The sequence below is a fragment of the Mesorhizobium sp. M1182 genome, assembly GCF_040318335.1.
GTDB lineage: Bacteria > Pseudomonadota > Alphaproteobacteria > Rhizobiales > Rhizobiaceae > Mesorhizobium.
On sequence record NZ_JAMYMD010000053.1, the window covers coordinates 1 to 25,079 of the forward strand.

Below are 25,079 nucleotides of genomic sequence, written 5' to 3' on the forward strand. Positions count from 1 at the left end.
CGACTCGCCCGGATGCGCTGCGAGCGCGGATCCGTATTTGTCGTGTTGCCCGCTCGCTCCCTGTTCGTGACCAACGATGGAGGGAACCGTGCGTATTATCGGCATGGACATACACCGCGTAGCCGCCGAGGTCGTGTCGTTGCTTGATGGCGAGATCGTCAAGCTCGGCCGCGTTCAAATGCTGCGCAATAAGCTCGAGGAGTTCGCCAGAAAGGAACTCACCCACGATGATCATGTGGTGATCGAGGCGACAGGCAATGCTGCTGCCGTCGCTGAAGTGCTGTCGCCCTACGTCGATCGGATCGTGATCGCCAATCCCAAGCAGGTGCACATGATCGCGCACGCGAAGGTGAAGACTGACACGATCGACGCCACTGTCCTTGCGAAGCTCTACGCCTCGGGCTTTCTGCCGGAGGTCTGGGTTCCGGATCCGGGGACCCTTGCCCTCCGAAGACAGGTCACCAGGCGGACACAGCTGGTTCGCCAGCGTTCGCGGCTGAAGAACCTGATCCAGTCAATCCTCCACGCCCACCTGATCCCGCCGTGTCCGCATGGGAACCTCGTCGGGATCAGCGGGCGCAAATGGCTGACGAGGCAAATATTGCCTGCGGATGAGCGCGCCGCCATCGAGCGCCACCTCGGCTTGATTAACCAGATCAACGAGGCGTTGACGGTGGTCGAGGCGGATATCGCCGTGCATGCCCTCCAGGATCCGACAATCCGCCCCCTGATGACGTTGCCCGGCCTCGACGTCACCGTGGCTGCGAGCGTTGCCGCGGCAATCGGCGACATACGGCGCTTCAGCGATCCACAGAAGCTCGTTGCCTATCTTGGCCTCAATCCGAGCGTGCGGCAGTCCGGTGAGGGGCCAGCCTATCACGGGCGCATCACGAAGCAGGGCCGCGGCCATGCGCGGGGGATGCTGGTCGAGGCGGCATGGGCGGCTGTGCGATCGCCAGGACCTCTTCGCGCCTTCCACAAGCGGATCGCCTCGCGCCGCGGGAAGCACATCGCGGCCGTCGCCACTGCGCGCAAGCTTGCAATGATCATCTGGCACATGCTGAGCAAGGATACCGACTACATCTGGGCCCGGCCGGCCTTGCTCGCCCGCAAGGTCAGATCGGTCGAGCTGCGTGCCGGCCTTCCGACCAGCCATGCCAGACGCGGCACCGCCTTCGACTACAACATCCCGGCCAAGCGCGCCCAAGAACGATCCCGCGTCGAGAAGGCGGAAGCTGCCTATGCAGCAGCGACTTCCCGATGGCGAACGAGGCCGGAAAGGCAGAAGGCTGTGGAAAAAGCCGCCGAATGAGAAGAACGGGCTATTCTACAACATCCGTCTGCATCGGCTTGCCGGGCGCAATGTAATGCCATTCGACGCGGTTCTGATCCGCCCAGGCGAGGATGGCGTTCGAGGTGAACTCGCTGCCATTGTCGCTGACGATCATCCTCGGCCGGCCCCGCTCGGTGATGAGCCGGTCCAATTCGCGGGCAACCCGCATGCCCGAGAGAAACGTATCAACGATGAGTGCCAGGCACTCTCTCGTGCAGTCGTCGACGACGGCCAGGATGCGGAAGCGGCGCCCGTCGGTGAGCTGGTCCGATACGAAGTCGAGCGACCAGCGCTCGTCGGGCCTCAGCGGCACCAGCATCGGCGCCCTGGTCCCGATCGCCCGCTTGCGGCCGCCACGGCGGCGAACGGCGAGCTTCTCCTCCCGGTAGAGCCGGAACAGCTTCTTGTGGTTCACGACCAGGCCCTCCCGCCTCAGCATCACGAGAAGACGCCGGTAGCCGAACCGGCGACGCTCCTGCGCGATCGCCTTCATCCGCTCGCGAACCTCGCGGTCGTCCGGCCTGCTGGTCTCGTAGCGAACCGTCATGCGGCAACAGCCGATGGCTTTACACGCCCGCCGTTCGCTCATCCCGAAGCCTTCCTTCAGGCGAGCGACAGCTTTCCGCTTGGCCGCGGGCGTCACCATTTCTTTCCCACAAGATCCTTCAACGCGGCATTGTCGAGCATGGCGTCGGCCAGAAGCCGCTTCAGGCGCGTGTTCTCGTCCTCCAGAGCCTTCAGTCGCCGAGCCTCGGAGACATCCATCCCGCCGAAGCGGGCCTTCCAGTTGTAGATCGAGGCGTCGCTGACCCCGTGCTTGCGGCACAGATCGGCAACCGACACCCCGGCCTCATGTTCCTTCAAAATTCCGATGATCTGCTCTTCAGAGAAGCGGCTACGTTTCATGTCCTGGTCCTCTCGATGGGCCAGAACGAACTTCAAACCGGATTAGATCAGAGGGGCAAGGTCAATGCGCTATGGGACAGATTCTACACGGCCGCGCCACGACGACAGAGGCAGTCCGTCGATACAGAATAGTCAAGAGAGCCTGAGGGCGCTGGCCAAGCGCTACGGCATCGATCAGAAGACGGTTGCGAAGTGGAGGAACCGGAGGTCGGTTGCCGATCTTCCTACGGGTTCCAAAGGCCCGAAGTCGACCGTGTTGTCTGTGGAAGAAGAGGCGGCCACTGTCAGGAGTTCTGTGCGCGAGGCCGATTTCGTCATTGGCTGACGAACCTGTCGCCGAAGACGACGGCGAACTGGGTCTTGGCCTCGAACCACTCGCGCGGCGGTCGTTTCCATTCCTCGGCCGCGTGGTTCAGCACCAGATATAGCAGCTTCATGGCCGCATCGTCACTCGGGAAGTGTCCCCGGGTGCGGACGGCGCGGCGCAGCTTGGAGTTCAGCGCCTTTATGGCGTTCGTGGTGTAGATGATCCGCCGCACGCTTTCTGATAGGCGAAGAATGGGACGACTTGGCTCCAGTTGCGCCGCTAGCTTTGCGTGATCGCCGCCGGCCTCGAAGTCCTCAAGGGCCTTCATGCCGGCTTCGGCGTCCTTTGGCCTGGTAGATCGCGCGCAGCGCCGGCACGACGGGCTTGCGGTCCTTCCAGGACACGAACTCCAGGGAATGGAGGATCAGGTGCACGATGCAGGTCTGGACGACGGTTTGGGGAAAGACGGCGTTGATCGCCTCGGGAAAGCCCTTCAGTCCGTCGACGACGGCGATCAGGATATCGCCGACGCCGCGGCTCTTCAGCTCGTTCAGGACGCGCAGCCAGAACTGGCGCCCTCGGTCTGCTCGATCCAGATGCCAAGAATCTCCTTCGTGCCATCGGGCAGGATGCCGAGCGCAATGTATACGGCCTTGTTCCTGATGAAGCCCTGGTCCCTGATCTTGACCCGGATCGCGTCGAAAAAGACGAGCGGGCAGCAGATGTCGAGCGGCCGGTTCTGCCATTCGGCAACCTCCTCCAGGACGGCATCGGTGACAGCCGAGATCAGGTCCGGCGATACGTCGATACCATAGAGTTCTTCCAGGTGGCCGCGGATCTCGCGCACCGTCATGCCGCGCGCATACATGGAGATGATCTTGTCGTCGAAGTCTGGGAAGCGGCGCTGATATTTGGCGATCAGCTTCGGATCGAAGGTTCCGGCACGGTCGCGCGGGATCCTCATCGTCATCTTCGATGTGCCCGTCAGCACCGACTTCCGCGAATGGCCGTTGCGAGGATTGACGTTCCCCTCGGTGCTCTCGTCCTCAAGTGCTCGTCGAGCTCGGCGCTCAAAATACGCTTCGAAAGCGCCTTCTTCAGGTCGTCAAGCAGACCCTCCTTGGCGAAAACCTCGTTCGGATCACGACCGGCAAGCCAGCTGGTCCAAAAGTTCTTTCTCGATAGCCATGTGATGATTCTCTCCTTTCCATCATCATGGCCTCGCGCACAGAATTCCTGACAGTCCCGATCTCCAACAGCGCCACCGTGATCAAATGAATTGTTCGCCTTCAGCCGTAGATGGGCCGCTGCCGAGCGCCTTATGGAAGCGGCATCGCTTCAAGCGACCGTGGACCGCTCACCAAGATCCCCGGCAAAACTACCCAAATGGACTCGGCATGCTTCTCAAGTCCCTCGGCTGAAGATGGGCGGATGTGTTCGACTACATCGAGCCACCGAACGACGTAGTGGCTTTATCCGGCTGATCACAATCCGACAGTATTTCTACAGCACGATCGTCGCCAGATCGCAATTCTTCTAGCTAGTTTCCGTCCATAAACGCTTCTTTTTGCGAACATTTGCAACCACTTGCCGTTCGTCGACACGTTTTTGGGAGGATGGGCAGGATCTAGGACGCTGGGATCGGCGCAAAGGGCGATGTGGGCGCAATCGCGCGCACGCTGCGAGGCCCAGCTCTGGCCGGTGCGCCGCAGTTCCGATGGTGGCTCGGCATCAGGACGGTTTGAGACGTGCGAAGAGGACGAGATTGTAGGCTACGACCGAGGACCATATGTAGCTCTTGAAGTGATCAATGCGCGCCAGGTGCAGCGCGCCAAGCCGTAAGCGCGCTTGAGGCATGAGATGTCGGCCTCGATGCCGGCACGGAAGTTGCGCAGCTTGCGGTAAACCCAATTGCTTCTAACCATGTCCTCGATCTTGAGGCCGGCTTTCTTGTGGAATGCCATGTCGCGAACGCCCAAGATCTTGGCTGTAGCCAGATTGTCGCGACTGGCAAAGCCGCCGTCGGCCGCCGCCTGCCGCGGCGCGTGACCATAGAGGCGATGTGGCGTTCCAGCATGGGCAGCAATCGATCGCTGTCGCGCGGATTGCCCGCCTCGATCACCAGATCGAGGATCATGCCGCTCCTGCCGGTGGTCAGTTGAGCTTGTGGCCATATTCGGTGTCGCGGCTGCCTTTGACGATGATATCGGCATGGGGCTCGAACAGGCTGACCAGCTTGTCGCTGGCCGGCACCAGCTCGCCGGCCAACACCCGCCGCTCACTTTGTGTGATGATTTGCTCGATCAGCGGCCGATAGTGACAGACCTGGGCCTGCCAGAGTTCGATGAGTGGGTTGGCCGCCACGGCCAATTGCGCCGTCGCCTGTCGCAGATAGGCCAAGGTGGCGTGGGTGATCCCGATCAGTTCGTGGTAGAGCAGAACACGATTGGGTCGACCGCGTGTGAACTGGATCTTGGGGGCGCGCTTCTTGGCCGCGCGGCAGTGATCGTGCCATGCCAAGCCGGCGCCGCCGGCCAAGGCATCAGGCTGCTTCAACAGGCGCACCATGATTCGGACGGCGTCCCACAGCAGGCTGCTGTCGCTCGGTTCGTGCATGAGTGCTGAAGTCACTGTGCTATCCAGCCGCACGACAGTGCCGTCTTCCAGTTTCGCCTGCCGAGCATTCGACAGCAGCGCCCGATTGATCTCTTCCCAAGTCTCGGGCCGGATCGCGCTGATCGTCTTTTGCAGCACCGACTTCTGCGGGCTCCATGACCACGGCAGCCGCGCAAAGGCTCGAAACGACGCGGAGTCCTCAAGATGGAAGGCCCTCTTGGTAGGTCAGTTGTCGGTATTGCTTGAGAAGCGCACAGCGCAACACCGCCTCGGCAGGTAGGCCTTGCCGTCCGGTGGCCTTGACGCCGTGCCGACCCAAATCTCGCGCCACCAAGCCAAGCAGATCGCGGCGCTCGTCCAGCCAGTGCGACATGGCCTTCAGTTCGTGGCCGATCTCGTGCGCGGCGAAAAGATCGAATATGCTGGCTTGGACGGTGCGTTCTTGTCGCATTGTCGGCTCCGGCGGTTGCAGATTGTACTTTGGAATCAGTGGCATGAGACCAAAGTGTACCTGAAACCGCCGGGCCTTGCCTTCGCAAAATCACGATTTAATCCATAAGATCAATGGTTTGGGGTTTGTGGACGGAAACTAGCTAGCCGCTGACGTCGACCCTTGCGCAGTGGCCCATAGTCTTGCGAGAAAAAGCAGCCCCTTGATCCCTTGATCTGATTGACGTGGGTTACACGTTCCGTGACAAGTGCCTTCCGCCGTCCTCTTCCTCGGGCGATGGACCCTGAACCATGGCGCAGACACGCGGCTCGCCGCGCTTGTAGCCATTAACGTCCGCAACAACACCTCACCCGTCGATGCGGTCGGTTCTGCCCGTTTGCTTCAGCGCGATATGGCGATTGACACCGGGTCCAAGACAGGACTTCGATACCTGTCTCCTCAAGCATCCGATGGATCCAAGAACCACCGAAACCTGCCTCCAGAATGGACACGATCGGAACCGCGTAACACTCGAACTTGGACGCCGGCCCTTGCCGCGACGCTTCAGGCGCCGGACGCTTGCTTTTGCGTAAGAGGCGGGAAAAATAAAAGCGGCGGACATCCGAGCCTCTCTTGTGGCGGCGCATCGGCCTCAGGCGAAATACTGGCCGCCATTGGCGGTGATCGTCGAGCCGGTGATGAAACCGGCATCGTCGGAAGCGAGGAAGACGACGCAGCGCGCGATCTCCTCCGGCTCGCCGAGACGGCCGACCGGGATCTGCGGAATGACACGCTCGTTGAGCACCTGCTCGTCCATCGCCTTGACCATCTCGGTGGCGATATAGCCGGGGCAGATGACGTTGACGGTGATGCCTTCGCGGGCACCCTCCTGTGCCAGCGCCTTGGAGAAGCCGATATCGCCGGCCTTCGAGGCCGAATAATTGACCTGGCCGACCTGGCCTTTCTGGCCGTTGATCGAGGAGATGGTGATGATGCGACCGAACTTGCGGTCGCGCATGCCGCCCCACAATGGATGCGTCATGTTGAAGACGCCGGAAAGGTTGGTGTCGAGGACCTCTTTCCATTGCTCGCGGGTCATCTTGTGGAACATCGCGTCGCGAGTGATGCCGGCATTATTGACCAGCACCGAGACGGGACCGAGATCGGCTTCGATCTGTTTGATGCCGGTGGCGCAGGCCTCGTAGTCGGCGACGGACCATTTATAGACCGGGATGCCGGTCGCGGCCTTGAACTTTGCCGCCGCTTCTTCATTGCCGACATAGTTCGCGGCCACCGAATAGCCTGCGCTCTTCAAAGCCACCGATATCGCCGCACCAATGCCGCGCGATCCGCCCGTGACGATTGCTACCTTGCTCATTTTTCCTCCTCCCTGTTCTGGTGAATGGTCAATAATGAATGTGAATAGTCGAAGACGGTCGGCTACCCGCCATTCACGCTTCCTGAGAGTTCTTCGACGTCCATACCACCGGCTGGTGTCAAGTGATGCGTACTGGCTGAACCGCCCGCCGACCCCACCGCAGAGCTTCACAGTGCGCGCGGGTCGTTATGCGCTATCTGCGAAAGAATGAGTTGCCGCTGTAGTGCGTCCCGTGCTCGGCCCAGCGCCTCACGATGTGGTGTGGCGCCAGGCCGACAGCTCACGGGCGAGGGGTCTAGAACGGTGTGATTGACCAGTCTAGTAGGTCGACAGCACGCCGAAGTATCGCATCGGTCTCAGCAAAAGTGGGTGAAGTGGCGACGAGATGTCCGATGCAGTCTTCGATATTGCCTTTCCTGACGATCGACGCCTTGGGTTCGACATAGAACTTGACCTCGGCGACACCTGATACTGCAGCTGCACGACTTTCGCCACCGATCCAATCCAGGATCCCATCCCGATCAGCAACTAGGATCCGCGCAGCCGCAGTATGCGAAAGCCTTTTGCGCAAATCCAATTCGTCGCCGATGACAAGCTTGACATGCTCGGTGATGAGATCGACCCCGTAAGCCAGCTGAATCAGTTGAGGAGACGGCGCGCCACCAAGACGAGGATTGACTTCAATGACGACTGGGCCGCGCTTCGTCCACCGGAATTCAATGCAGGTTGGCCCCCAGCCAAGGCCGAGAGCGTGCAGACAGCTCAGCGAAACATCCGCGATGCGCTCATGCTCATCATCAGTTAGCAGGGGCGGACAGGTGGTCGCGCGAAAGACGAAATACGGTGGAGGCCCCAACTCACCGCCTTCAATCCCAATGACCTCATTTCCCATTATGTGGGCGCAATAATAGGGGCCTTCAGCGAATTCTTCGACTAGTATCCTCGGTGGTGACCGCCATATGTGCTTCCCGCTCAAAAGATAGCTCGTATGCTCGGTCAACTCATCGACCTTGCGGCACAATCGGACACCGCGGCTGCCGCTGCCTTCGGCTGGTTTAAGAACTACTGGCAGGCCGAGCTCCGCAGCAGAGCTTTTTACGTCCGTGGCATTCGCTGCCAAGCGATATGCAGGTATCGGAAGGCCGGCCTCGCCGAGGAGCTGACGTTGAGCGAATTTGTCGAGACATTGATCAATCGATGCGGGGTTCGGTCCCGGCAGATCGAAATGCCGGCAGAGTTTGGCAACTTTCGCATACACCGAGTCCAACGCGCCGGTAATGCCAGCGATATCGTAGGTTTCACGCAGCCGAGAACATTCTTGGATGAGCGCATCGAGGTTGTTTGTATTGATGTGGATTGACTCGATCTTTTCCGCCGCAAGGTAGCCGTACCGGGCTGGATCGGCCGAGAGGGTAATTGGATGAAGGCCAAGATGCTTGGCCGCTTTGGCGTATAGCAAAGCATTCCCCCTTGGATGACCTTCAACCATGATGAGTGCTCTTGTTTTCATTGACCGTTGACCTCTGTTGCGTGCTGTGTAGCCGTACCGAGAGTACATCAGCCATAGCTTGTCTAGACGCTAGCTAGTTTCGATCTGGTGCACTCATGTCTTGTGATGGACGTGCCTATTCTTAGCATTTGGAGTGGCAAATAGTCTGTGAATTTCATTGAAAGTTTTGTTGCAATGGCAGAACTATTAAGCAGGATAGGCGAGGTACCAGCCAGGCGTTGTAATCGAACCTAACTAGGCTAGCCTTGGGTCAGGACTCATTGATCAGAGCCAGAGATGACGGCTGCAGCGATGCAGATGGCGGAGAAGTAGGTGTGGCCACATCGGTCGTAGCGCGTTGCGATGCGTCGCCAGTCCTTGAGCTTGGCAAAGAGGTTCTCGACCGTGTGGCGCTGGCGATAGAGTGTTTTGTCTTGGCGTAAGGGACTTTGCGGCTGCGGCCGACGGGATGCAGGGCACGATGCCTTGGCTTGGAGTTCTTCGCGGAACCAGGCGCTGTCGTAACCTCAGTCTGCGATCAGGCTCGAAGCGGGCAGCAGGGCGTCGAGTACGAGACGGGCACCCATGTGGTCGCTCCTCTGGCGTTCCGACAGGAGCAGGAGGATCGGCCGTCCGTCAGCGTCGCAGACGGCATGCAGCTTGGAGTTCAGCCCGCCCTTGGTGCGCCCGATACGGCGGGGAACAATACCCTTTTTGAGCAGGCTCGCCGCGGTGCGGTGTGCCTTCAGGTGGGTCGCGTCGATCATGATGCGCTCGGGTCTAGGCCCTTCGCCGGCCAACGCGGAAAATTCTGTCGAACACGCCGAGCCGGCTCCAGTGGATGAAGCGGTTGTGGAGCGTCTTGTGCGGACCGTAGCCCGCCGACGCATCCTTCCACTACAGCCCATTGCGGATCCCATAGACGATGCCGCTGACGACGCGATGGTCATGGACCCTCGGCACATCGTGCGACAGCCGGGAAAATGCGGCGAAATCCGCGCCATCTGGATATCTTCCGCCACATAATATTTAGATGCTGTTTAGCAGTTGCAGCACGGCATCGTTCGGCCCGAAGCGCGCCGTCATTGTCGTCGACGCCCGCCTCCTCGGGCCCATTGCGCATCATCTCGACATCCGCAGCGGCATAGTGGTGGGTGGGGCGACTTGTGCGTGCCCAAGCCGGGCTCGAATCGTCAACAAATCCACACCCGGAGAAGCGTCATGGCGAGGGAGTGTCGGAAAATATGTGGCGATATCGGCTTGTCGCTCAAGGCCGGCCTGGTAGCCACAGCCTTGGCGGCCGCTCGCCGTACGATATGGGTCGCTCCGAAACGCGTCAGGCGCTCGTTGCGGGCGCCGACAAAGATTGGGTCGCGGCCCGTGGTTCGCGATTCCGCGTTCGCTCAACAAGGCGGTCAGCGCTCGCGCCAAGTCGCGAGCAATGGGGATTGCGCGGTCTCTGCGCCCCTTGCCGTGCAGCAGCACTTGTGGATGCTGCCGCTCTAACGGAAGGTCGTTTGCGTTGGTGCAGATGGCTCCGAGACCCGGGCGCAGGTCCGTGCCAGAAACAGTAGAAACGTGCGGTCGCGCCGCCCACGGGATGTCCTCTTATTGGGGGCCGCAATGAGGGCGTCCACTTCGGCCTTGGTGAGGTGTTGTGTCACCTCAATGTGCGCCCGTTTGATAGGAATCGCCAGCACTCATTGGGCGACACCGAAGGACGCCGGGTCGGCGGCTCGGATGGCGGCAGGCGGGCGCGCAGCTCGATCTAACGCTCAGCCTTCTCGCCGACGGCGCGGCGGTAGATGAGCCAAACGCCTGTGGGGTGTCCTGGGGACGACGCGGGCGAGATCCTGGTCATGGCCCTTTTCGGACTATCTGCGCAAGGTGCGTGCCCCAACGCGTGGAGTCCGTACTAAACGTGCACAAATAGCTGTCGATGACATCCTGAGAGATAGGCATGAGACCACGCGCGCTGCGGCAAACTGGCTAAAGCGCGCAATCCGGCTCAGGTAAATCTTGGCGGATGCTTGCTTATACCCAAGCATGAAAAATGCTCCGCGAGGCGATCCATCTGGCCACCGAGCGTACCGCTGCGCAGGCGCTTGAGCACCCCACCATACGAACAATAGAACTCGAGCATATTGCCCCTCCGGGATAGTGGCGCAGGGGAATCCCGCGCCCATCGGAGAGGTACGAAATATTATGTGGCGGAAGATTCCGGACTGGGCGGGCCCAGGCTGGCGCCGAGGACGGCTCCGCCACATAATCTCGCACGACACATAAGAACGGTTATGCGGCGCGCCACATAACCGTTCAACCGTGCGCCTTACGTTTTCCGCGCTAAAAGAGCGCAGTTCGTTTCATAATGCATCCCCTTGTCAGAGTCCGGGCAGTCGGACGACTTTATCGTATTGATATTGCTCGTAGAACTTCGGTCGACGAGCGACGATACCTTGCACCCCTATGCGCACCGCTTCTGAAGCGAGTGCTTCAACGGGGACCAGCCAGGGCGAACCGGGCAGAATCTGTTTCGCCGGCAGGATGCCCTTGAGAGCCAAGCTTTTCGCGGACCCGACGCAGATGCCAAGCCGTTCGGCGGCTTTCATCAGACTGATCATTTCGCCATCAGCCTTGGCTGGATCGTATCCGGGTATGCCGAGCCGCTCGCGCATTTCGCGCACGCGCACCGTCGTCCAGGTCTCGCCATCGCCGGTCTTGCAGCGCATCCGGTTGAGCGATACGGCAAGCTCGCGGTCCGGCCAGTGTCCGGCGAGTTTGCGCAGTGCTTCGACGGCGCTCGGCGCCATATCTGGACAACGGCCGGTCTTGACGCGGGCAACACGCACCTCGGTGTGACGCCCGCCGGTCCAATGGATCAGCAGCACGGCTTCGTTGGTCGCCTCATCGAGATCACATACGATCTCCTGAACCAGGATATGGATAAGGCGCTGCTTGGTCCGAGTGTCGGTTGAGGGTGCGTTCCATACCGCCGGTAGATCATGGGCAAGCTGAAGCAAACGGGCGCGATCGACCTTTGGGCGTGTCGCCGACAGAGCCGACAGCTCCGCGATCCGGCGCTCCAGTGTGGCCACGCGGTCCAACGCATCGTTCCAGCGAGCCTCGAGTTCGCGTGCGACATGGCGCTTGGCGGGGTCGACCAGTTCGTAACAACGCCCGGCCAGCGAGGCATCGTATCGGGCTGCTTCCAGCTCCCGCTCGACGGCGGCAACGATGTCCTTTCGCGAACGCTCGGCCTGCTCCGAAGCAAAGATCGCGGCTTCCACGGCACGATCGGAGACGGCTTCTAGGATCTGCAGGGCGACGGCGCGATCAATCCGCAGACCGCCAATGCCGATGCACAGGCCAGCGCCGACATGGGCATCATCGCCGCGGCACTGGTAGCGATGGGCGTTGCCTTTCGCCATGCCATAGAAGACGCGCATCATTCGTCCGCATCGCCCACAAACGCATCAATCCCGTGAGCAGGGCGCGGCCTCCACGTGCAGATTTGCGCGCGCAGTTCTTCTTCATATGCGCGTTCTCGAGCAGGAGCTTCTGATTCTCCTCGTATTCCTGCCCAGCTGATGTAACCAGGATGATTGTCACGCAACAACACATGCCATTCGTAGCGAGACTTCCTGAAGCCGCTGGCCTTACGGGCGCGCCCCTCGACAATCCGTGTCCGCTGCGCCGTTCTGCCGAATGCGTAGGCGCCGCCATAAAGCGGATTGTGAAGAATCTGCATGACACTGTGGTAGGCGGGAGGCTTCCAGACGAGTTTGCAAACCTCGACATTGCGCCGGACCACGGGCATTTTAATGTCTGCCGATCGCAGCCATAAGAAGACCTGCCGCGCGCTGCCGAACTCGCGGAACTTCGCGAAGACCAGCCGGATGGTGTCGGCCACGTGCTCGTCAGGATCGATCTCGACCTTATCGGCCTCGCTCCAGCAGAAGCCTGGCGGAAGCATGAAGCGGAACTCCCCACGCTTGGCCTTGGAGTGACGGGCGGCGATGCCGCGCTGTCGCATCAGGCTCAGTTCGTATTCCGACATCGTTCCCTTCAGCCCAAGCAGCAGGCGGTCGTTGACGAGCCGCGGATCGTATGCGCCATCCGGATCGACGACCAGCGTGCCGGCCAGCGCGCACAAGTCAATCAGATGATGCCAGTCCCGTCCGTTACGCGCCAGTCGTGACGCCTCGATGCAATAGACCGCACCGACATCGCCGGAGCAGACCATGGCGACAAGCCGCTCAAAGCCGGGTCGCTGCATCAGGCCGGACCCCGAGCGGCCAAGATCGTCGTCGATCACCGTCACCGATGCAAAGCCGACCGCTTCTGCGGCTCCCGCCAGGTCATACTGCCGGCGCTGACTTTCCAGATTGCCCGTCACTTGCGACATGGTCGATTGACGAACGTAAACTACCGCCGAGCGGGCGAGGTGATCAGGCGTGATCTTCGGGTTCATCACCGCCTCCCTGATCCGCTTCGGCCGCCAGCGCTTCCAGCAGAAGGTCGGCCAATGTCTCGACCAGTCCCTTTGTGTTTTTGCCCACTGGCGGATCTGCGCGCGATTGTGATATCGGCTTCTTCGCACCGTCCCTCTCCTTCTTCCTTGAAGGGCGGGATTGTGCGCCTTGCTTGCGATTCGCGCCGAGCGCCGTCAGGACGATCGTCAACTCATTGAGACCCTCGATGCCGATTTCGGGTCGCCCCAGCGTCATGCCCGCGCAGTAGCCGGCGTCGAACATCCAATTCGGGAGTTCGCGGCAAAGGTCAGGACGCTCCTCCGTGTAGATGCACGTCAACGCCTTCCCACGACGAAATGGCGAAACCTGCAACGTGCTCCCAAACAACGGATGCCAGCGATAGGCAACCGTCGCAAAGCGGAAACCGTATGCAGAATGTCGATAATTGCGTCGACAGGATCAAGATCGTTTGGTGGGACGGCTGCGGCGTGTGTTGAAAAGGCGAAGTTCTGCTGGCCGCGGATCGGTCATCACCGGTCCAGATCAACCACGCTCAACTGATGGCTTTGGTCGGCGGAATGGACTGGAAACGAGTGCGGACAGCGCCCGTCAGGCGGCCGCAATCGGTTAGGTAAAACCCTGCGGCATGATGAATCAGGGTGCTGAAAAGGCGGGAAAATCGCCCGCGAATATGCTCTGATTCGGGCCATGTCGGCACCCGATCTTGCGCTCCTGGACGACGTTGACGCGCTCAAGGCGATGGTTGTTGCCATGGCCGAAAAAGCCGCCGGTCTGGAAGAGCGCAATGCCGATCTCGAAGCACAACACGCATCTCGATTCGTATTGCGACGAAGCCGGCCATCGATTCCGATTTGAAGCCGGCCAGTCATTCCGATTTCATCCGCCCGGTGTTCCGATTTTGAAGCCGGCCATTTTTCGGACTGATCCTGGGTCTCGTTGATGTTTGGATTTGGTTCATTTCAGGTCAAGCTTGCGCTGTTTCAGACGCTCTTGGCGAGCGCTGTTTTCGCAGGCTTTCACCAGTGAGATCGATGCGATAGGCGTTGTGAACGAGGCGGTCCAGTATGGCATCGGCCAGAGTTGGGTTTGCAATGATCTCGTACCAGTGATCCAGGGGCAGCTGACTGGTGACGATGTTGATCGGCGTTCGTAGCGGTCTTCAATGATCTCAAGCACATCACGCTGCGGGTCATCATTGAGTTTATCGGAAGGCTTGCGAGTGCGGCACGCTCGACACTCTCGAACAGTTGCCGGCGACTGACGCCCAGCCGGCGCTTGACGTGATCATTGATGCGATCGAGTCCCTGGCGAAAGGCGGCATTGGCCTCGGCCAGCGAGAAGAAGGTCTGGTTGCGCAGCCGCCCCAGAATGCATGACTGGGCGAAACGCACGCCGTTCTCGACTTTCGATTTGTGCTTCGGCCGTCGCGGCCGTGCCGGAAGAACGCCGGTGCCATAATGGGATGCCATCATGCCGTAGCTGAGATTGATCTCGGGAGCGTAGAAGCTGGCGCGGCTGACGCCCGACTTCAGATTGTTGGGGACGATCAGCCGGAACGCCTCCGAAGAAGCGAAACATCCGAATATGCGAGCTGATCCAGTTGGGAAGTGTTTGTGTCCATGTTGCTTCAGCATAGATGAAGCTGGATGCGCCGAGCACCGCCACGAAGATCTCTGCCTCGCGGATCTCCACCGGTCTTGCGATCAACAATCGGGATCTTCTTGCCGGAATAGTCGACGAAGACCTTGTCGTCGGCCGCATGCTCCTGGCGCATCGTCGGCGAAAGCCGCTGCTCGAAACTGCGAAAGAGTTCGCAGAAGCGACTGTAGCCATATCCTTCGGGATGCGACCCACGATACTCCTCCCAGAGGATGAGCAAGGTGACACCGGTCCTCTTGAGCTCGACGGCGAGATCGGCCCAGTTTGGTTCTGTGCGTCTTCTCGTGCCCTATTTGATGCCGTTGTGAGTGAAGAGTTTGTTCTCGAGCGCATCGTCGGTCAGTTCGCCCGGGGCCAGCTCAATCCAACCGCCGCTGCGCGCTGCAGATTATCGTGCACCGTACTGCCGGCTATTTCCAACACGACGGCAATCTCGTGGGAGCTCGTCCCGTTTCGGCAAGCCGCAGCATTTGTCGTAACTGTCTGACGGTCAGCCTTCTCTTTGCGGCATCAAAATCTCCCCGTTCATCACGGGGCATTTGATGCCAAAGTTGCTGACCCAGGAGGTAATGTTCAGTGCCGAAAACTGGCCGACTTTTGATTGGAATTGCTGGCCGGCTTCAAATCGGAATGGTGGCCGGTCTTTGATCGGAATGTCGGCCGGCCTCACGTCGGAATCCGCAGGCGGCCAATCTGCTGTGGACACTATCCGTGGCCGCCGACCTCTACCGCACGGGCGAATTGATGATCCGATGATCCCCGGATGGCGCCGATCTCGTTCGCACAGTGTGTCGCGCCTGGCGTCAGCCGCGGTCACGTAGCCCTTCTACCGGTTTGAAACATTCGACGCCGCCGCCGCAGCGAAAGAACCATCGCAGCCCAAGATCAACAGTGCTCCTGTCTAAATTTCCGTCGCTGCATTACCTTTGACTGAATTGCTCCCATTTTAAAAAGTTTTGAAAATGCCCAATCTTTGACATCACTAATAGTCGACAGACGCTTCGGCATCGCGGCGCGCAGAACCCCACATCAGCCAGTAAGCACCGGCATGCAGGAAGAGCCGGAACTGGTTGGCCGTCGCTCTGGTGCAGGAGGTGCGGTCGGCGGCAAGATGCGTCTTCCACGACTTGATGTGGTTTTCGGCGGCGCCGCGCCGGCAGTAGAGGTCCTCGTAGAGCGCCTTGGCCTTGCCGCCGGCAAGGTTGGTGACGACGAAGCGGGTATCGGCGCCTTGGGCGCCGACCTCGACGCGGGCGATGATGCGCTCGACGCGCTCCAGCTAGCGGCCCCGTCCAGGAACTCCTTGAAGCGGCGGACCTTGCCCGTCTTGGCCAACGCTTCAAAACGTGCCAGCGTGCTGGCTTCCAGGTCCACGACATGCTTGCGCAGCGTCGTGGTGGGCGCGAGGCCGAAGATGAAGTCGCGTCGTTGGCGCGGCACCAGTCAGTGACCAGTGGGTCGCAATAATGGGCGTCGGCCCGGATCAGACTCCGGGTGTTCGGCCAGTTGATCCGGATCGCCCGCACCATGCGTCCCAGGTGGGGGCGGATTTCAGCCCACTCGGCCGCTTGGCCGGCCGCAGCACCGCACCGACGAAGCGCCCGTCGCCATCGAACACCACGATCGGCTGGAAGCCGTATTCGTCGTAATGGGCGTTGAACAGGCGCAATTGTTGGGCCGCCATGCACGGCATCAAAGGTGTCGTCGATGTCGAGCACGATCCGCTTTGGCACCTGCCGGAAGGAGGCGCAATAGAGGTCGACCATCGCCCGCCCCATGGCGACCACCTCACGCACGCCGGGCAGGTTCTCCAGCCGGCACATCGTCGATTGGGAGGCCAGATCCCGACCCGACCGCAGCGTATCCTGGGCCATCTTGAAGACCGGATCGGAGCGCAGCCGTTTGGCGTCATTGCCGTCCTCGTAGCCGGCGGCGATCATCTTCATGCGAAAGCCGATCATGTCGGCCAAGCTGTGAGCGGTTTCCGGATAGCGCGGATCGTCGATGCAGCGCGCCAGACGCTCGGCCACACGCAGCCGCTTTTCCACCTCGGCCAGAGCCAGAACGCCACTGTTGGACGACAGCATGCCGCCGTCGAAACGGGCGACCACGGACTTGCCGCCAACTGATGACAAGCCGCTCAGCGGCAAGTTCTACGTCCATTTCAATGGCTTGCGCCACATCCGCCAACCCACCGTGAATTTTTCAGGCTAGCTCCGTCTTCAGCGCAATGAATTATAATAGCTCTAACTCTCAGTATCTCCTGCCCAGACCTTTGGTCGCCGGTGCCGCCACGGTCTGGCCTCCTCTAGGTCTCGTGCGATGCGTACCAACGTAGCCTCGTCGCCGAAGCGACCGACGATCTGTATTCCGATGGGCAGGCCGCAGACACTTTGTGCCAGGGGCAAGGAGACCGACGGTTGTCCGGTGACATTGAAGATGCCAGTGTACTGATAGCGCGCGGCATCGGCTTTCATGAATTCCTCTACGGAAAGCTTCGAGTGGATTGTGCTGTAAACGCCACCGTGTGGGGTGGCCACATGTGGCATGGTGGGCGTCAACAGGATATCGAACCCTTGGATCGCCTCGCCTACACGGGCCCGCACGCTTCGCAAGACCTCATTTACGTCAACCCCACGTCCTCGCGAAGCCACGCTGTATTCATGTATTTTGAGATTGATCGGCTCCAGGGTGTCCGCGTTGATACTGCGGTCCAAAGCCCGCGCAGCGGCTTCAAGTGAAGCCGCACCCGAGCCGGCGATGCCGAGTAAAATTTTGCAGTAGTCATCGGATTCATAGGGCGCCTCGATGTCCCTAACCGTGTGGCCCATCTCCTCAAGAAGAGTCGCCATCGACTCGACCGCATTAAGCACTTCCGGCTCCAAATCGACGCAACCCCACTTGGTCCTCGCAACTCCCACCGTTAACTTTCCGGTGGGTTGAGTAAGTTCCTCTGTATAGCAACGGTGGGGCTGGACAATAGTAAAGGGATCACCTGGATGAGGACCGGCAAAGACATCCAACGCGGCGGCCATATCCCGCGCGGTTCGACAAAGAACAAACTCGCGGCTAAGGCCGAACGATGGATCCTGCCGGTTCGGCCCGCCGGAAACGCGTCCGCGCGATGGGTTTAGCCCTACAAGACCGCACCAGGACGCTGGTGCGCGAATCGAACCGCCACCATCGCCGCCGTGCGAGATCGGAGTAATACCAGCAGCTACCGCCGCCGCCGCTCCTCCCGATGAACCTCCCGCTGAGCAATCGATATTCCAAGGATTACCGGTAATGCCGCAGAGAAGTGACTCGGTCATTCCGGCAACCGCAAACTCAGGTGTGGTCGTCCGACCAACCGACAACAATCCCGCCTTCCGAGCTCGCCGAAAGAAATAGCTTTCGACATTGGAGCGATAGCCCGCGAATAGACGGCTACCCATTTCCTGAAGACGTCCTGCCTCTGTGGCCCCGTAATCTTTGCGAAGGAATGGAACCCCTCCGAATACTCCCTCCGCGCATCTCGCTATAATCTCGGCGTCCTCGTAGAATTCAATAACAGCATTGATACGAGGATTGACCTGATCGTGTGCTTGGCGGGCCAGCTGTGCTAATTCCACGGCAGTAACCTCACCGGCGCTCAACAGAGTAGCCAAACCGACGGCGTCATGGGTGACGTAGTCACTCAACTTCATTGCGGTTGTTCTCCACTATTATCGAGCACGGCGGAAAAGGCATCTGAGGTGTCCTCTTGGCTTTCAGGGACCCGCGTATGGGAGGGCTACTGCTATGGACGTCTTGCGCTTGGCGACAGCGCGTATGGAACTCGCAGCCGATAGTCGATTCATGAGGCTCTCAACGTTGGCTCGCGTTTGATAAGCCATTCCCTATGCACGTCTTCGAATCGCACTCGCGACGCGGCGCCTTGTTCACCGTGTCCGAATAGGAATTGTCGGTAGGCGGTCTCCGGCTCCACGCGGTCGAAAGATGTCGCGTAGGACCGATCCGTCAGGCATCGGAATGCGGCCGTCTTCAAGATCGACCTCGAACAGAGGGTGCGGAAAGGGAAGGGCGTAGTCCTTGCTCACCTGTCCGCTCCAAGAGCTCTGCACATAGGTTTTCGTTCATATCGAAGCTTCTCGTCCTATTCTGAGCTTGTTCCCGAATGAGCGTGCAGGCGAGCTTGTAGCTTTCGCTAAGTGACTTTTAGCACCGCTCGTTGCACGCCTGGAAATATTGAATCGGCATGGGCCCCATCGCGATGCAAGATTGGATCGGTCTGCGATGCGCACCAGCGTGGTCTCATCCTTAAACCGACTGTCGGGTAACTCGGCCGAGTTGACGGATGCCAGCTATTGATGCTTTGGATTCATGTTGCAGATCGACATCTGTCTGAAGGCGCCGCAGAGCGATTCCGCCTTGGCGGTGGGGGCGCTGCCGTATCAGCGCTGAGGGCCTCCAGCCGACATGATGGAGCGGACTCTTGAGCACGAATGGGCAAGACGCCGAGCTGGATCCTTGGGTCTTTCGCGGCCAGCATCGCTACGCGACCGAAGCAGCCGCTACTGTCAGTCCATCTGGATCTTCGATGGCTGCAATCTCGATTCTGCGCTTGCTACCGCGATATAGTCCGCATTCTATGTTTATAGGCAAGCTGGCTTCACCTCATGGCCCGGACTGTGGGGAGGGCTAGAAGATGCTACGGCTAGAGGATTCTAGAGAGGGGGAAGAATGAACAAGTGGTTACTGAGCCGCCGCGCGGTCATGAAGGCGATGCTGGTCGGTTCGACAGCACCCTGGATCATGCATTCAAGCGCGTTTGCCTCTTCGTGTGACGACCACATCGTGCGCCTCGGGGGAATCATATCCCCCGAAGCCATGAACCCCTTTGCGACCTGGCACGCGTTCTGGCCGCTAGTTTTCACCTATGACTTCCTCGTCGGACCGGACGCCAAGCGTCTAAGTGACCGGAAGGGGTTTGCAAAGGCATGGTCTGTCGCGGACGACAAGCTCACCTGGACCTTCAAGGTCTGGCCGGGCATGAAATGGTCGGACGGCCAACCTGCTACCGCCAGAGACGCTGCCTTTACATATAACTATTTGCGCGATTCCATAGGCAAGCCCGACGAACTGAACGGCGGCTGGAACAACACGAGCGGTTTGGAAAATGTTGAGTCCATCAAGGCACTCGACGACGAAACACTGCAGATCATCACCAAGAAGCCTACGCGATGGGTAATTGACAACCAGATCATGATTGTTCCCGAACACATCTGGAAAGACATTAGCTACGCCGATGCGCGCAGCACCTTCCACAACGATCCGCCGCTCGTTGGCACAGGGCCTATGATCGTTTCCGAGTTTCAGCAAGCTCAATTCGTCATCTTGACCGCGAACAAGTACTTTCGGGGGGGGGCGCCGGCGACGGCTGGCATGATTTTGTACTTTTTCAAATCGGCCGATCTCATCGCGCAAGGTCTCAAGAGCGGAGACATCGACTATGGCTTCTTCCTAACGCCTGCTCAGTGGGCCGAGCTCTCGACGACCCCCCACATAGTAGTTAATGAATCGCGCATCGAGCAGCGCGATTATTTGGCCTTCAACACGCTTTCCGGGAAAGGGGCCGGCAGCACAAAGGCTCTGCAGGATCCAGCGTTTCGTGATGCGATCGGCTATGCGATCGACGAGAAAGTCATTGTCGAGCGCGCCCGGCGCGGGCATGGCGACCCCGGTGTTGGATTGGTGATGCCGGTGGCGACCGATTATTACTCGGACCTAAGTGATATCAGACGTCACTTCGATCTAGCTGAAGCGGCCCGCCGGCTCGATGCTGCTGGCTATCGCGACTCGAACGGCGACGGCGTGCGAGAGGACAAAGAAGGAAAAGACTTCCAACTTGAGCTGATATGCGGAACTTCTGGTAATGTCGAGATACCGATCGCGGCCGTGCAGCTTGTTGCGGGGTGGCTTGGACAAATTGGCATCCCTGTATCGGTGGTGCAGTTTGACGCTGGCGCGTTACGTGCCCGTTATGCAGCTCCGGAGAATGGCGGCGGAGGCTGGGATCTGCTTATTGACAGTAACTGGTTAAGTACGAGGACAGGCGACCTGCTGAGCCTCGGCAACAGCAAGGCCATCGGTTCTTATAACACATCCTTCTGGACAAGTGAAAAATTTGACGCTCTTGTGTCGGAGGCCGAGGTATCCGTTGACCTAAAGGAGAGTTCGCAGCTAGTCGACCAGGCGGTCCGGCTCATTTACGCCGAGGCGCCATACATTGTGCTATGTTATCCTACCCTGCTTGAAGCGCGTCGCAACGACTGCTTCGATGGCTGGGGAACCCAGGATATGGTGTCGATGCAGAGCTACTTCCCGTTGGATCGCGTGAAGCCGACCTCGAAGTGACTCGAAAGGACATGAGCCAGCACATTGGACGGATCCTCCTCAGAGCGGCCGTTACGCTTCTGATGGTAATGACCCTAAACTTTATCCTATTCAGAGTTATTCCAGGCGACCCCGCTTCGCTTCTGCTGGGTGGAGTACGCACGAGCGTGACCACCGAGCAGATGGAAGCCCAACGCCAGAACTGGGGCCTCGACCGGCCGCTGTTCCCGGATCAGGTGGTAGACTACTTGTCAGCTACCCTCCATGGCGATCTCGGCTATAGCTTCAAGTTCCGGGGCAGGCATGTCTCTGACCTGATCTTAGAGCGATTGCCGGCCACCATCGTTCTGGTCGGTCTGGCCCAATTCATCGCTATCCTATGTGGGGTTATGTTGGGCTTGTATGCAGGCTGGCGCAGAGGAGGGGCTATTGACCAGATTTCAACAGGAGCCTCTCTGGCGCTGTACTCTACGCCGTCTTTCTGGCTTGGCATGCTCTTGGTGGTTGTCTTTAGTACGGCATTGGGCTGGCTTCCGGCCTACGGTTTATATTCCCCCGGCGCAAAGATAGGTTTTTTTGACTGGCTCCTCGATCGCCTGGGGCATCTAGCGCTTCCGGTGACTGCGGTGGCGCTTGGGCTGATCGGGCAATACGTTGTGGTCGCTCGGGCTGCAATGAGCGACGTTGTTACCGAGGACTACATGGTGACCGCACGCGCCAAGGGGCTGAGCGGCGGACAGATGCTGATGCGTCATGCATTTCGCAATGCAATGCTGCCGGTCGTGACCTTGATTACCCTGAACCTTGGGTATGTGGTGGCAGGTGCCATTACCGTCGAAGCCGTATTCGCGTGGCCGGGCATCGGTGCGCTGACCGTGGAAGCACTCAATGCTCGGGACTACCCAGTCCTTCAAGGCATATTCCTCTTGCTTGGTGTGTCGATTGTCATCACGAACCTCGTGGCCGATCTTGCTTACGGCCTCCTCGATCCAAGAGTTCGGTAATGAGAAAAATTGTCGTTCAAAATTCCTCACGAGGTCGGGGGCGCGCGATAAAGCGATTTCTCAGCTACGGCGTCACTCAGGTGGGCCTTGTCTGTCTGGTATTCTTTGTTGTTGTGGCAGCGATGCCGGATATTCTGGTGGGGCCGCTTCAGACTGCGATCAATGCCACCGGGGATTTCCTCGTACCGCCCTCGGGCGAGCATCTGCTCGGCACAGACGAAGTCGGGCGGGATGTGCTCAATCTGGTTGTCCATGGCGCCCGAATCTCGCTCACGATCGCACTATTCGCGACCGTGATCAGCCTAGTCGTCGGGACTGCGATCGGTATGACGGCTGGCTACTATGGCGGCAGGGTTGACGTCTGGCTGATGCGCTTGACGGACTTCTTTTTTGTCATGCCGTCATTCGTGCTAGCGCTGGTCATCACGCCCGTCGTCCTTGAGGTTATGGGGCGCGGTGGAGACATCCTTGGATTTCGTCCTTCTCTTTTCGTGATAATTGTCGTGATCGGCATGACAAGCTGGGCGTTCGTCGCCCGTGTCGTTCGCAGCCAGACCCTGTCGCTCAAGGAGCGAACATTCATCGATCGAGCGCGCGTTGCGGGGAGCAGCAATCTAACCATTATGATGGGGCACATTTTCCCCAATCTCGTCCCGCAGATCGCAGCCAATGGCGCTCTGGTCGTCGCCGGCGCGATCTATATCGAGACATCCCTCTCGTTCCTCGGGCTTGGCGATCCGCTACAGCCTTCATGGGGCACTTTGCTTTCACAGGCTCAACGCGCCGGCGCAGCCAGTGCCGGAGCCTGGTGGTATCTTGGCGCCCCCGGAGTATGCGTTCTAACGGTTTCCCTGAGCTTCGTCCTGATTGGAAATGCCCTCGATGACACGTTCAATCCACGGCGGAGGGTGATCCCATGACTGACTGCTTTCAAAGCAGGGCGCCGCTTTTGGAGGTTGACGGACTGTCTGTCGACTATGGGCTCAAGGGCGTTTTGTCGCGAGCGATCGACGGCGTAAGCTTCGTGCTCCGAGCCGGGCAGTCGGTTGCCCTCGTCGGTGAATCGGGCAGTGGGAAGACCACAACCGCCATGGCAGTCGCAGGTCTGCTATCACCAAACGCGCGGTTCAGCAGCGGCGAGGTGCGTTATCGCGGTAATCGGTTGCCGATCGACAATGATGCCGGGATGCGGCCACATCGCTGGAGTGAAACGTCCGTTGTCTTCCAAGGGGCGATGAATGCGCTTAATCCGGTTCACCGGATCGTCAAGCAGATCGCTGAGCCGTGTATAATGAAGCTCGGCATGTCGCGTGGCGAGGCGGCCGCGCGGGCAAGAGAGCTGCTGGAGCTGGTCGGTATTCCGTCCGATCGGGGCGCTGCGTATCCCCACGAATTGTCCGGTGGCATGCGTCAAAGGGTGATGATCGCCATGGCGCTCGCGTGTCGCCCCTCCATCATCATTGGCGATGAGCCCACCACTGCGCTCGACGTGATTACCCAGGCTCAGATTCTGAAGCTGCTAGCGGAGTTGCGGTCGCAGCTTAACCTTGCCCTCATTTTGATCACCCACGATCTTTCTGTCGTGGTCGAGTGTTGTGATCGCGTGATGATTATGTACGCGGGACGAATCGTCGAGGATGGCACTGTCGCTCAGATCTTCGATAAGCCCAAACATCCCTATACCCGCCTACTGATCGAATCGATCCCGAATCCAGCGAGCGGCAAACGGATTATTCGGTCCATACCGGGTGATCCACCCAATTTGGTGAATCGGCCCTCGGGCTGCGCTTTCCATCCGCGTTGCCCGTCAGCTATGGCGGTTTGCACGACCGAAATCCCCAGATTAGACACGGTTGGGGGGGAGCGCGTCGCCTGTCACCTTCACCGGTCATTGGCGCTAGATGACAAGGTCGCCGCTCATGCCTGATACCGTTGATATCCTGCGCCTAGAGGGCCTAAAGCTCCATTTTCCCATCCAGGGCGGGCTGTTCGACCGTGTCTTGGGTCGACCTGTTGGCGTCGTGCGCGCGGTGGACGGGATCGACCTCAACGTCCGACGGGGTGAGATAGTCGCCCTGGTCGGGGAATCGGGAAGCGGCAAGACGACGGTAGGCCGAGTCATCACCAAGCTTGCGCAGCCCACCGGCGGCAAACTGCTGTTCGAAGACCTCGACATGACGTTGGTTCAAGGCTCCTCGGCTTTACGTCCTTACCGCCGTCGCGTTCAAATGATCTTCCAGGACGCCTATCAGGCGCTCAATCCGCGACACACTGTATTCGATATCGTAGCGGAGCCGTTGCGGTCACTGCGGCTGGTTGACAACGGCAAACAGATCATCGACCGGGTCAGCGACGCTCTAGCGTCGGCCGGTCTCAATCCTCCCGAGGATTTCTTCGCCCGCTTCCCGCATGAACTGTCCGGCGGGCAGCGGCAGAGGGTGGTGATTGCCGGAGCACTTGCCGTGAAGCCGGATCTCATCGTCGCTGACGAACCTGTCTCGATGCTCGATGTTTCGATACGCGCACAGATCCTGCAGGTCCTGGTCGATCTGCGCAACAAACACAATATGGCGCTGCTGTTCATCACTCACGACCTGCCTCTCGCCTGGTTGATCGCCGACAGGATTGCGGTCCTGTACCTCGGACGGCTGGTCGAGATCGGCAGCGCCGATGAGATCACATTCAATCCCCGCCATCCGTATACAATTGCTCTACGAAACGCCACGCCGCAGATTATCGGGAACGCAGACCGTAGTGAGCTGCCCACCCTGCACGGCGAGGTCCCAAGTGCCGCCCGCGTGCCGAAGGGCTGCCGTTTCCATCCGCGTTGCCCGCTGGCCTTCGACAGATGCAGGGAGGAAGAGCCGCCCGCCAACGATGTGGGGCCACAACACCTGTCAGCGTGCTGGCTGACGCAATGACGGCTTACTCCGCGCCGCGTGACGCGGCGCTGTTCATAATGCATTCGATGGAGTTGGCCGAGAGCTGCGCCGTCTATGCTACCCGTGCCGTTCTTATCGCAAGTTGAACAGGTAAGAGCGTATTTGGGAAAGCTGTTCTGAAATGAACATCTGCGCTCAGGATACTGT

Annotated in this window: 16 protein-coding genes and 8 pseudogenes; 9 read left to right on the forward strand and 15 right to left on the reverse strand. The window is 59.6% G+C overall.

The annotated features are described in order from the left end of the window. Nucleotides 1-88 precede the first annotated feature (88 nt). Nucleotides 89-1,312, forward strand: a complete 1,224-nt coding sequence (locus NKH33_RS31630) for an IS110 family RNA-guided transposase (protein ID WP_352923355.1) — start codon at nucleotides 89-91, stop codon at nucleotides 1,310-1,312. A gap of 13 nt (nucleotides 1,313-1,325) precedes the next feature. Here NKH33_RS31630 and NKH33_RS31635 read toward each other — a convergent pair. After that, nucleotides 1,326-2,239: pseudogene (locus NKH33_RS31635) on the reverse strand (IS3 family transposase); the annotation flags it as partial. 71 nt (nucleotides 2,240-2,310) lie between these two features. Between NKH33_RS31635 and NKH33_RS31640 the strand changes: the two are divergent. Further along, nucleotides 2,311-2,525, forward strand: a pseudogene (locus tag NKH33_RS31640) (IS481 family transposase); the annotation flags it as partial. 28 nt (nucleotides 2,526-2,553) lie between these two features. On the opposite strand, the gene NKH33_RS31645 reads toward NKH33_RS31640, so the two are convergent. The 10 genes and pseudogenes from NKH33_RS31645 to NKH33_RS31695 form a co-directional block, all read right to left on the reverse strand. Next, nucleotides 2,554-2,964 (reverse strand): transposase, encoded by a 411-nt coding sequence (locus NKH33_RS31645; protein ID WP_502906786.1) that lies wholly within the window; start codon nucleotides 2,962-2,964, stop codon nucleotides 2,554-2,556. Beyond that, nucleotides 2,861-3,579: pseudogene (locus NKH33_RS31650) on the reverse strand (IS256 family transposase); the annotation flags it as partial. The pseudogene NKH33_RS31650 and the gene NKH33_RS31645, both read right to left, overlap by 104 nt. A 698-nt stretch (nucleotides 3,580-4,277) precedes the next feature. After that, nucleotides 4,278-5,613: pseudogene (locus NKH33_RS31655) on the reverse strand (ISNCY family transposase). 131 nt (nucleotides 5,614-5,744) lie between these two features. Then, nucleotides 5,745-6,110 (reverse strand): annotated as a pseudogene (locus NKH33_RS31660) (IS110 family transposase); the annotation flags it as partial. 134 nt (nucleotides 6,111-6,244) lie between these two features. After that, the gene (gene phbB, locus NKH33_RS31665; RefSeq protein ID WP_352923361.1) at nucleotides 6,245-6,970 is read right to left on the reverse strand and encodes an acetoacetyl-CoA reductase; all 726 of its coding nucleotides are present in this window, start codon (nucleotides 6,968-6,970) and stop codon (nucleotides 6,245-6,247) included. Nucleotides 6,971-7,265: 295 nt separating this feature from the next. Beyond that, nucleotides 7,266-8,480: an ATP-grasp domain-containing protein gene (locus NKH33_RS31670; RefSeq protein WP_352923364.1), complete on the reverse strand. Its 1,215-nt coding sequence runs from the start codon at nucleotides 8,478-8,480 to the stop codon at nucleotides 7,266-7,268. Between the two features lie 257 nt (nucleotides 8,481-8,737). After that, nucleotides 8,738-9,463: pseudogene (locus tag NKH33_RS31675) on the reverse strand (IS5 family transposase). Between the two features lie 1,377 nt (nucleotides 9,464-10,840). Continuing rightward, nucleotides 10,841-11,908 (reverse strand): hypothetical protein, encoded by a 1,068-nt coding sequence (locus tag NKH33_RS31685; RefSeq protein ID WP_352923367.1) that lies wholly within the window; start codon nucleotides 11,906-11,908, stop codon nucleotides 10,841-10,843. After that, nucleotides 11,905-12,930, reverse strand: coding sequence for a recombinase family protein (locus tag NKH33_RS31690; protein WP_352923370.1), 1,026 nt, complete (start codon nucleotides 12,928-12,930; stop codon nucleotides 11,905-11,907). Before NKH33_RS31690 ends, NKH33_RS31685 begins: the two co-directional genes overlap by 4 nt. Beyond that, nucleotides 12,908-13,213 carry a hypothetical protein gene (locus tag NKH33_RS31695; protein WP_352923373.1) on the reverse strand — a complete coding sequence of 102 codons (306 nt, stop codon included), beginning with the start codon at nucleotides 13,211-13,213 and terminating at the stop codon, nucleotides 12,908-12,910. The genes NKH33_RS31690 and NKH33_RS31695 overlap by 23 nt, the downstream gene beginning before the upstream one ends. A gap of 426 nt (nucleotides 13,214-13,639) precedes the next feature. Between NKH33_RS31695 and NKH33_RS31700 the strand changes: the two genes are divergently transcribed. After that, nucleotides 13,640-13,807 (forward strand): hypothetical protein, encoded by a 168-nt coding sequence (locus NKH33_RS31700; RefSeq protein ID WP_352923409.1) that lies wholly within the window; start codon nucleotides 13,640-13,642, stop codon nucleotides 13,805-13,807. Nucleotides 13,808-13,916: 109 nt separating this feature from the next. Here NKH33_RS31700 and NKH33_RS31705 read toward each other — a convergent pair. Beyond that, nucleotides 13,917-14,143: pseudogene (locus NKH33_RS31705) on the reverse strand (ATP-binding protein); the annotation flags it as partial. 445 nt (nucleotides 14,144-14,588) lie between these two features. Here NKH33_RS31705 and NKH33_RS31710 point away from each other — a divergent pair. Continuing rightward, nucleotides 14,589-15,098 (forward strand): hypothetical protein, encoded by a 510-nt coding sequence (locus NKH33_RS31710; protein WP_352923375.1) that lies wholly within the window; start codon nucleotides 14,589-14,591, stop codon nucleotides 15,096-15,098. Nucleotides 15,099-15,101: 3 nt separating this feature from the next. Here NKH33_RS31710 and NKH33_RS31715 read toward each other — a convergent pair whose 3' ends face one another. The 3 genes and pseudogenes from NKH33_RS31715 to NKH33_RS31725 form a co-directional block, all read right to left on the reverse strand. Then, nucleotides 15,102-15,281 (reverse strand): hypothetical protein, encoded by a 180-nt coding sequence (locus NKH33_RS31715; protein WP_352923378.1) that lies wholly within the window; start codon nucleotides 15,279-15,281, stop codon nucleotides 15,102-15,104. A 326-nt stretch (nucleotides 15,282-15,607) separates the two neighbouring features. Beyond that, nucleotides 15,608-16,761 (reverse strand): annotated as a pseudogene (locus NKH33_RS31720) (IS1380 family transposase); the annotation flags it as partial. A gap of 96 nt (nucleotides 16,762-16,857) precedes the next feature. Continuing rightward, entirely contained in the window at nucleotides 16,858-18,297 is a 1,440-nt protein-coding gene (locus NKH33_RS31725; RefSeq protein ID WP_352923380.1) for an amidase, read from the reverse strand. Nucleotides 18,298-19,333: 1,036 nt separating this feature from the next. Between NKH33_RS31725 and NKH33_RS31730 the strand changes: the two genes are divergently transcribed. Genes NKH33_RS31730 through NKH33_RS31750 form a run of 5 tightly spaced genes read left to right on the forward strand, consistent with a single transcriptional unit; the run spans nucleotide 19,334 to nucleotide 24,911 of the window. Next, entirely contained in the window at nucleotides 19,334-21,007 is a 1,674-nt protein-coding gene (locus NKH33_RS31730; RefSeq protein WP_352923383.1) for an ABC transporter substrate-binding protein, read from the forward strand. 11 nt (nucleotides 21,008-21,018) lie between these two features. After that, nucleotides 21,019-21,990, forward strand: a complete 972-nt coding sequence (locus tag NKH33_RS31735) for an ABC transporter permease (RefSeq protein WP_352923386.1) — start codon at nucleotides 21,019-21,021, stop codon at nucleotides 21,988-21,990. Then, on the forward strand, nucleotides 21,990-22,910 hold the full coding sequence (locus NKH33_RS31740; protein WP_352923389.1) for an ABC transporter permease: 921 nt from the start codon (nucleotides 21,990-21,992) through the stop codon (nucleotides 22,908-22,910). Before NKH33_RS31735 ends, NKH33_RS31740 begins: the two co-directional genes overlap by 1 nt. Beyond that, complete coding sequence (locus NKH33_RS31745; RefSeq protein ID WP_352923392.1) at nucleotides 22,907-23,917, forward strand: ABC transporter ATP-binding protein; 1,011 nt, start codon at nucleotides 22,907-22,909, stop codon at nucleotides 23,915-23,917. Before NKH33_RS31740 ends, NKH33_RS31745 begins: the two co-directional genes overlap by 4 nt. After that, nucleotides 23,910-24,911, forward strand: a complete 1,002-nt coding sequence (locus tag NKH33_RS31750; RefSeq protein WP_352923395.1) for an ABC transporter ATP-binding protein — start codon at nucleotides 23,910-23,912, stop codon at nucleotides 24,909-24,911. Before NKH33_RS31745 ends, NKH33_RS31750 begins: the two co-directional genes overlap by 8 nt. Nucleotides 24,912-25,079: the final 168 nt, after the last annotated feature.

Excerpts from the sequence above, each read along its gene's own strand:
- phbB (WP_352923361.1), bottom strand. The coding sequence starts at position 6,970 with ATGAGCAAGGTAGCAATCGTCACGGGCGGATCGCGCGGCATTGGTGCG.
- NKH33_RS31670 (WP_352923364.1), bottom strand. The coding sequence starts at position 8,480 with ATGAAAACAAGAGCACTCATCATGGTTGAAGGTCATCCAAGGGGGAAT.
- NKH33_RS31685 (WP_352923367.1), bottom strand. The coding sequence starts at position 11,908 with ATGATGCGCGTCTTCTATGGCATGGCGAAAGGCAACGCCCATCGCTAC.
- NKH33_RS31690 (WP_352923370.1), bottom strand. The coding sequence starts at position 12,930 with ATGAACCCGAAGATCACGCCTGATCACCTCGCCCGCTCGGCGGTAGTT.
- NKH33_RS31695 (WP_352923373.1), bottom strand. The coding sequence starts at position 13,213 with ATGTTCGACGCCGGCTACTGCGCGGGCATGACGCTGGGGCGACCCGAA.
- NKH33_RS31700 (WP_352923409.1), top strand. The coding sequence starts at position 13,640 with ATGTCGGCACCCGATCTTGCGCTCCTGGACGACGTTGACGCGCTCAAG.
- NKH33_RS31710 (WP_352923375.1), top strand. The coding sequence starts at position 14,589 with ATGAAGCTGGATGCGCCGAGCACCGCCACGAAGATCTCTGCCTCGCGG.
- NKH33_RS31725 (WP_352923380.1), bottom strand. The coding sequence starts at position 18,297 with ATGAAGTTGAGTGACTACGTCACCCATGACGCCGTCGGTTTGGCTACT.
- NKH33_RS31730 (WP_352923383.1), top strand. The coding sequence starts at position 19,334 with ATGAACAAGTGGTTACTGAGCCGCCGCGCGGTCATGAAGGCGATGCTG.
- NKH33_RS31735 (WP_352923386.1), top strand. The coding sequence starts at position 21,019 with ATGAGCCAGCACATTGGACGGATCCTCCTCAGAGCGGCCGTTACGCTT.
- NKH33_RS31740 (WP_352923389.1), top strand. The coding sequence starts at position 21,990 with ATGAGAAAAATTGTCGTTCAAAATTCCTCACGAGGTCGGGGGCGCGCG.
- NKH33_RS31745 (WP_352923392.1), top strand. The coding sequence starts at position 22,907 with ATGACTGACTGCTTTCAAAGCAGGGCGCCGCTTTTGGAGGTTGACGGA.
- NKH33_RS31750 (WP_352923395.1), top strand. The coding sequence starts at position 23,910 with ATGCCTGATACCGTTGATATCCTGCGCCTAGAGGGCCTAAAGCTCCAT.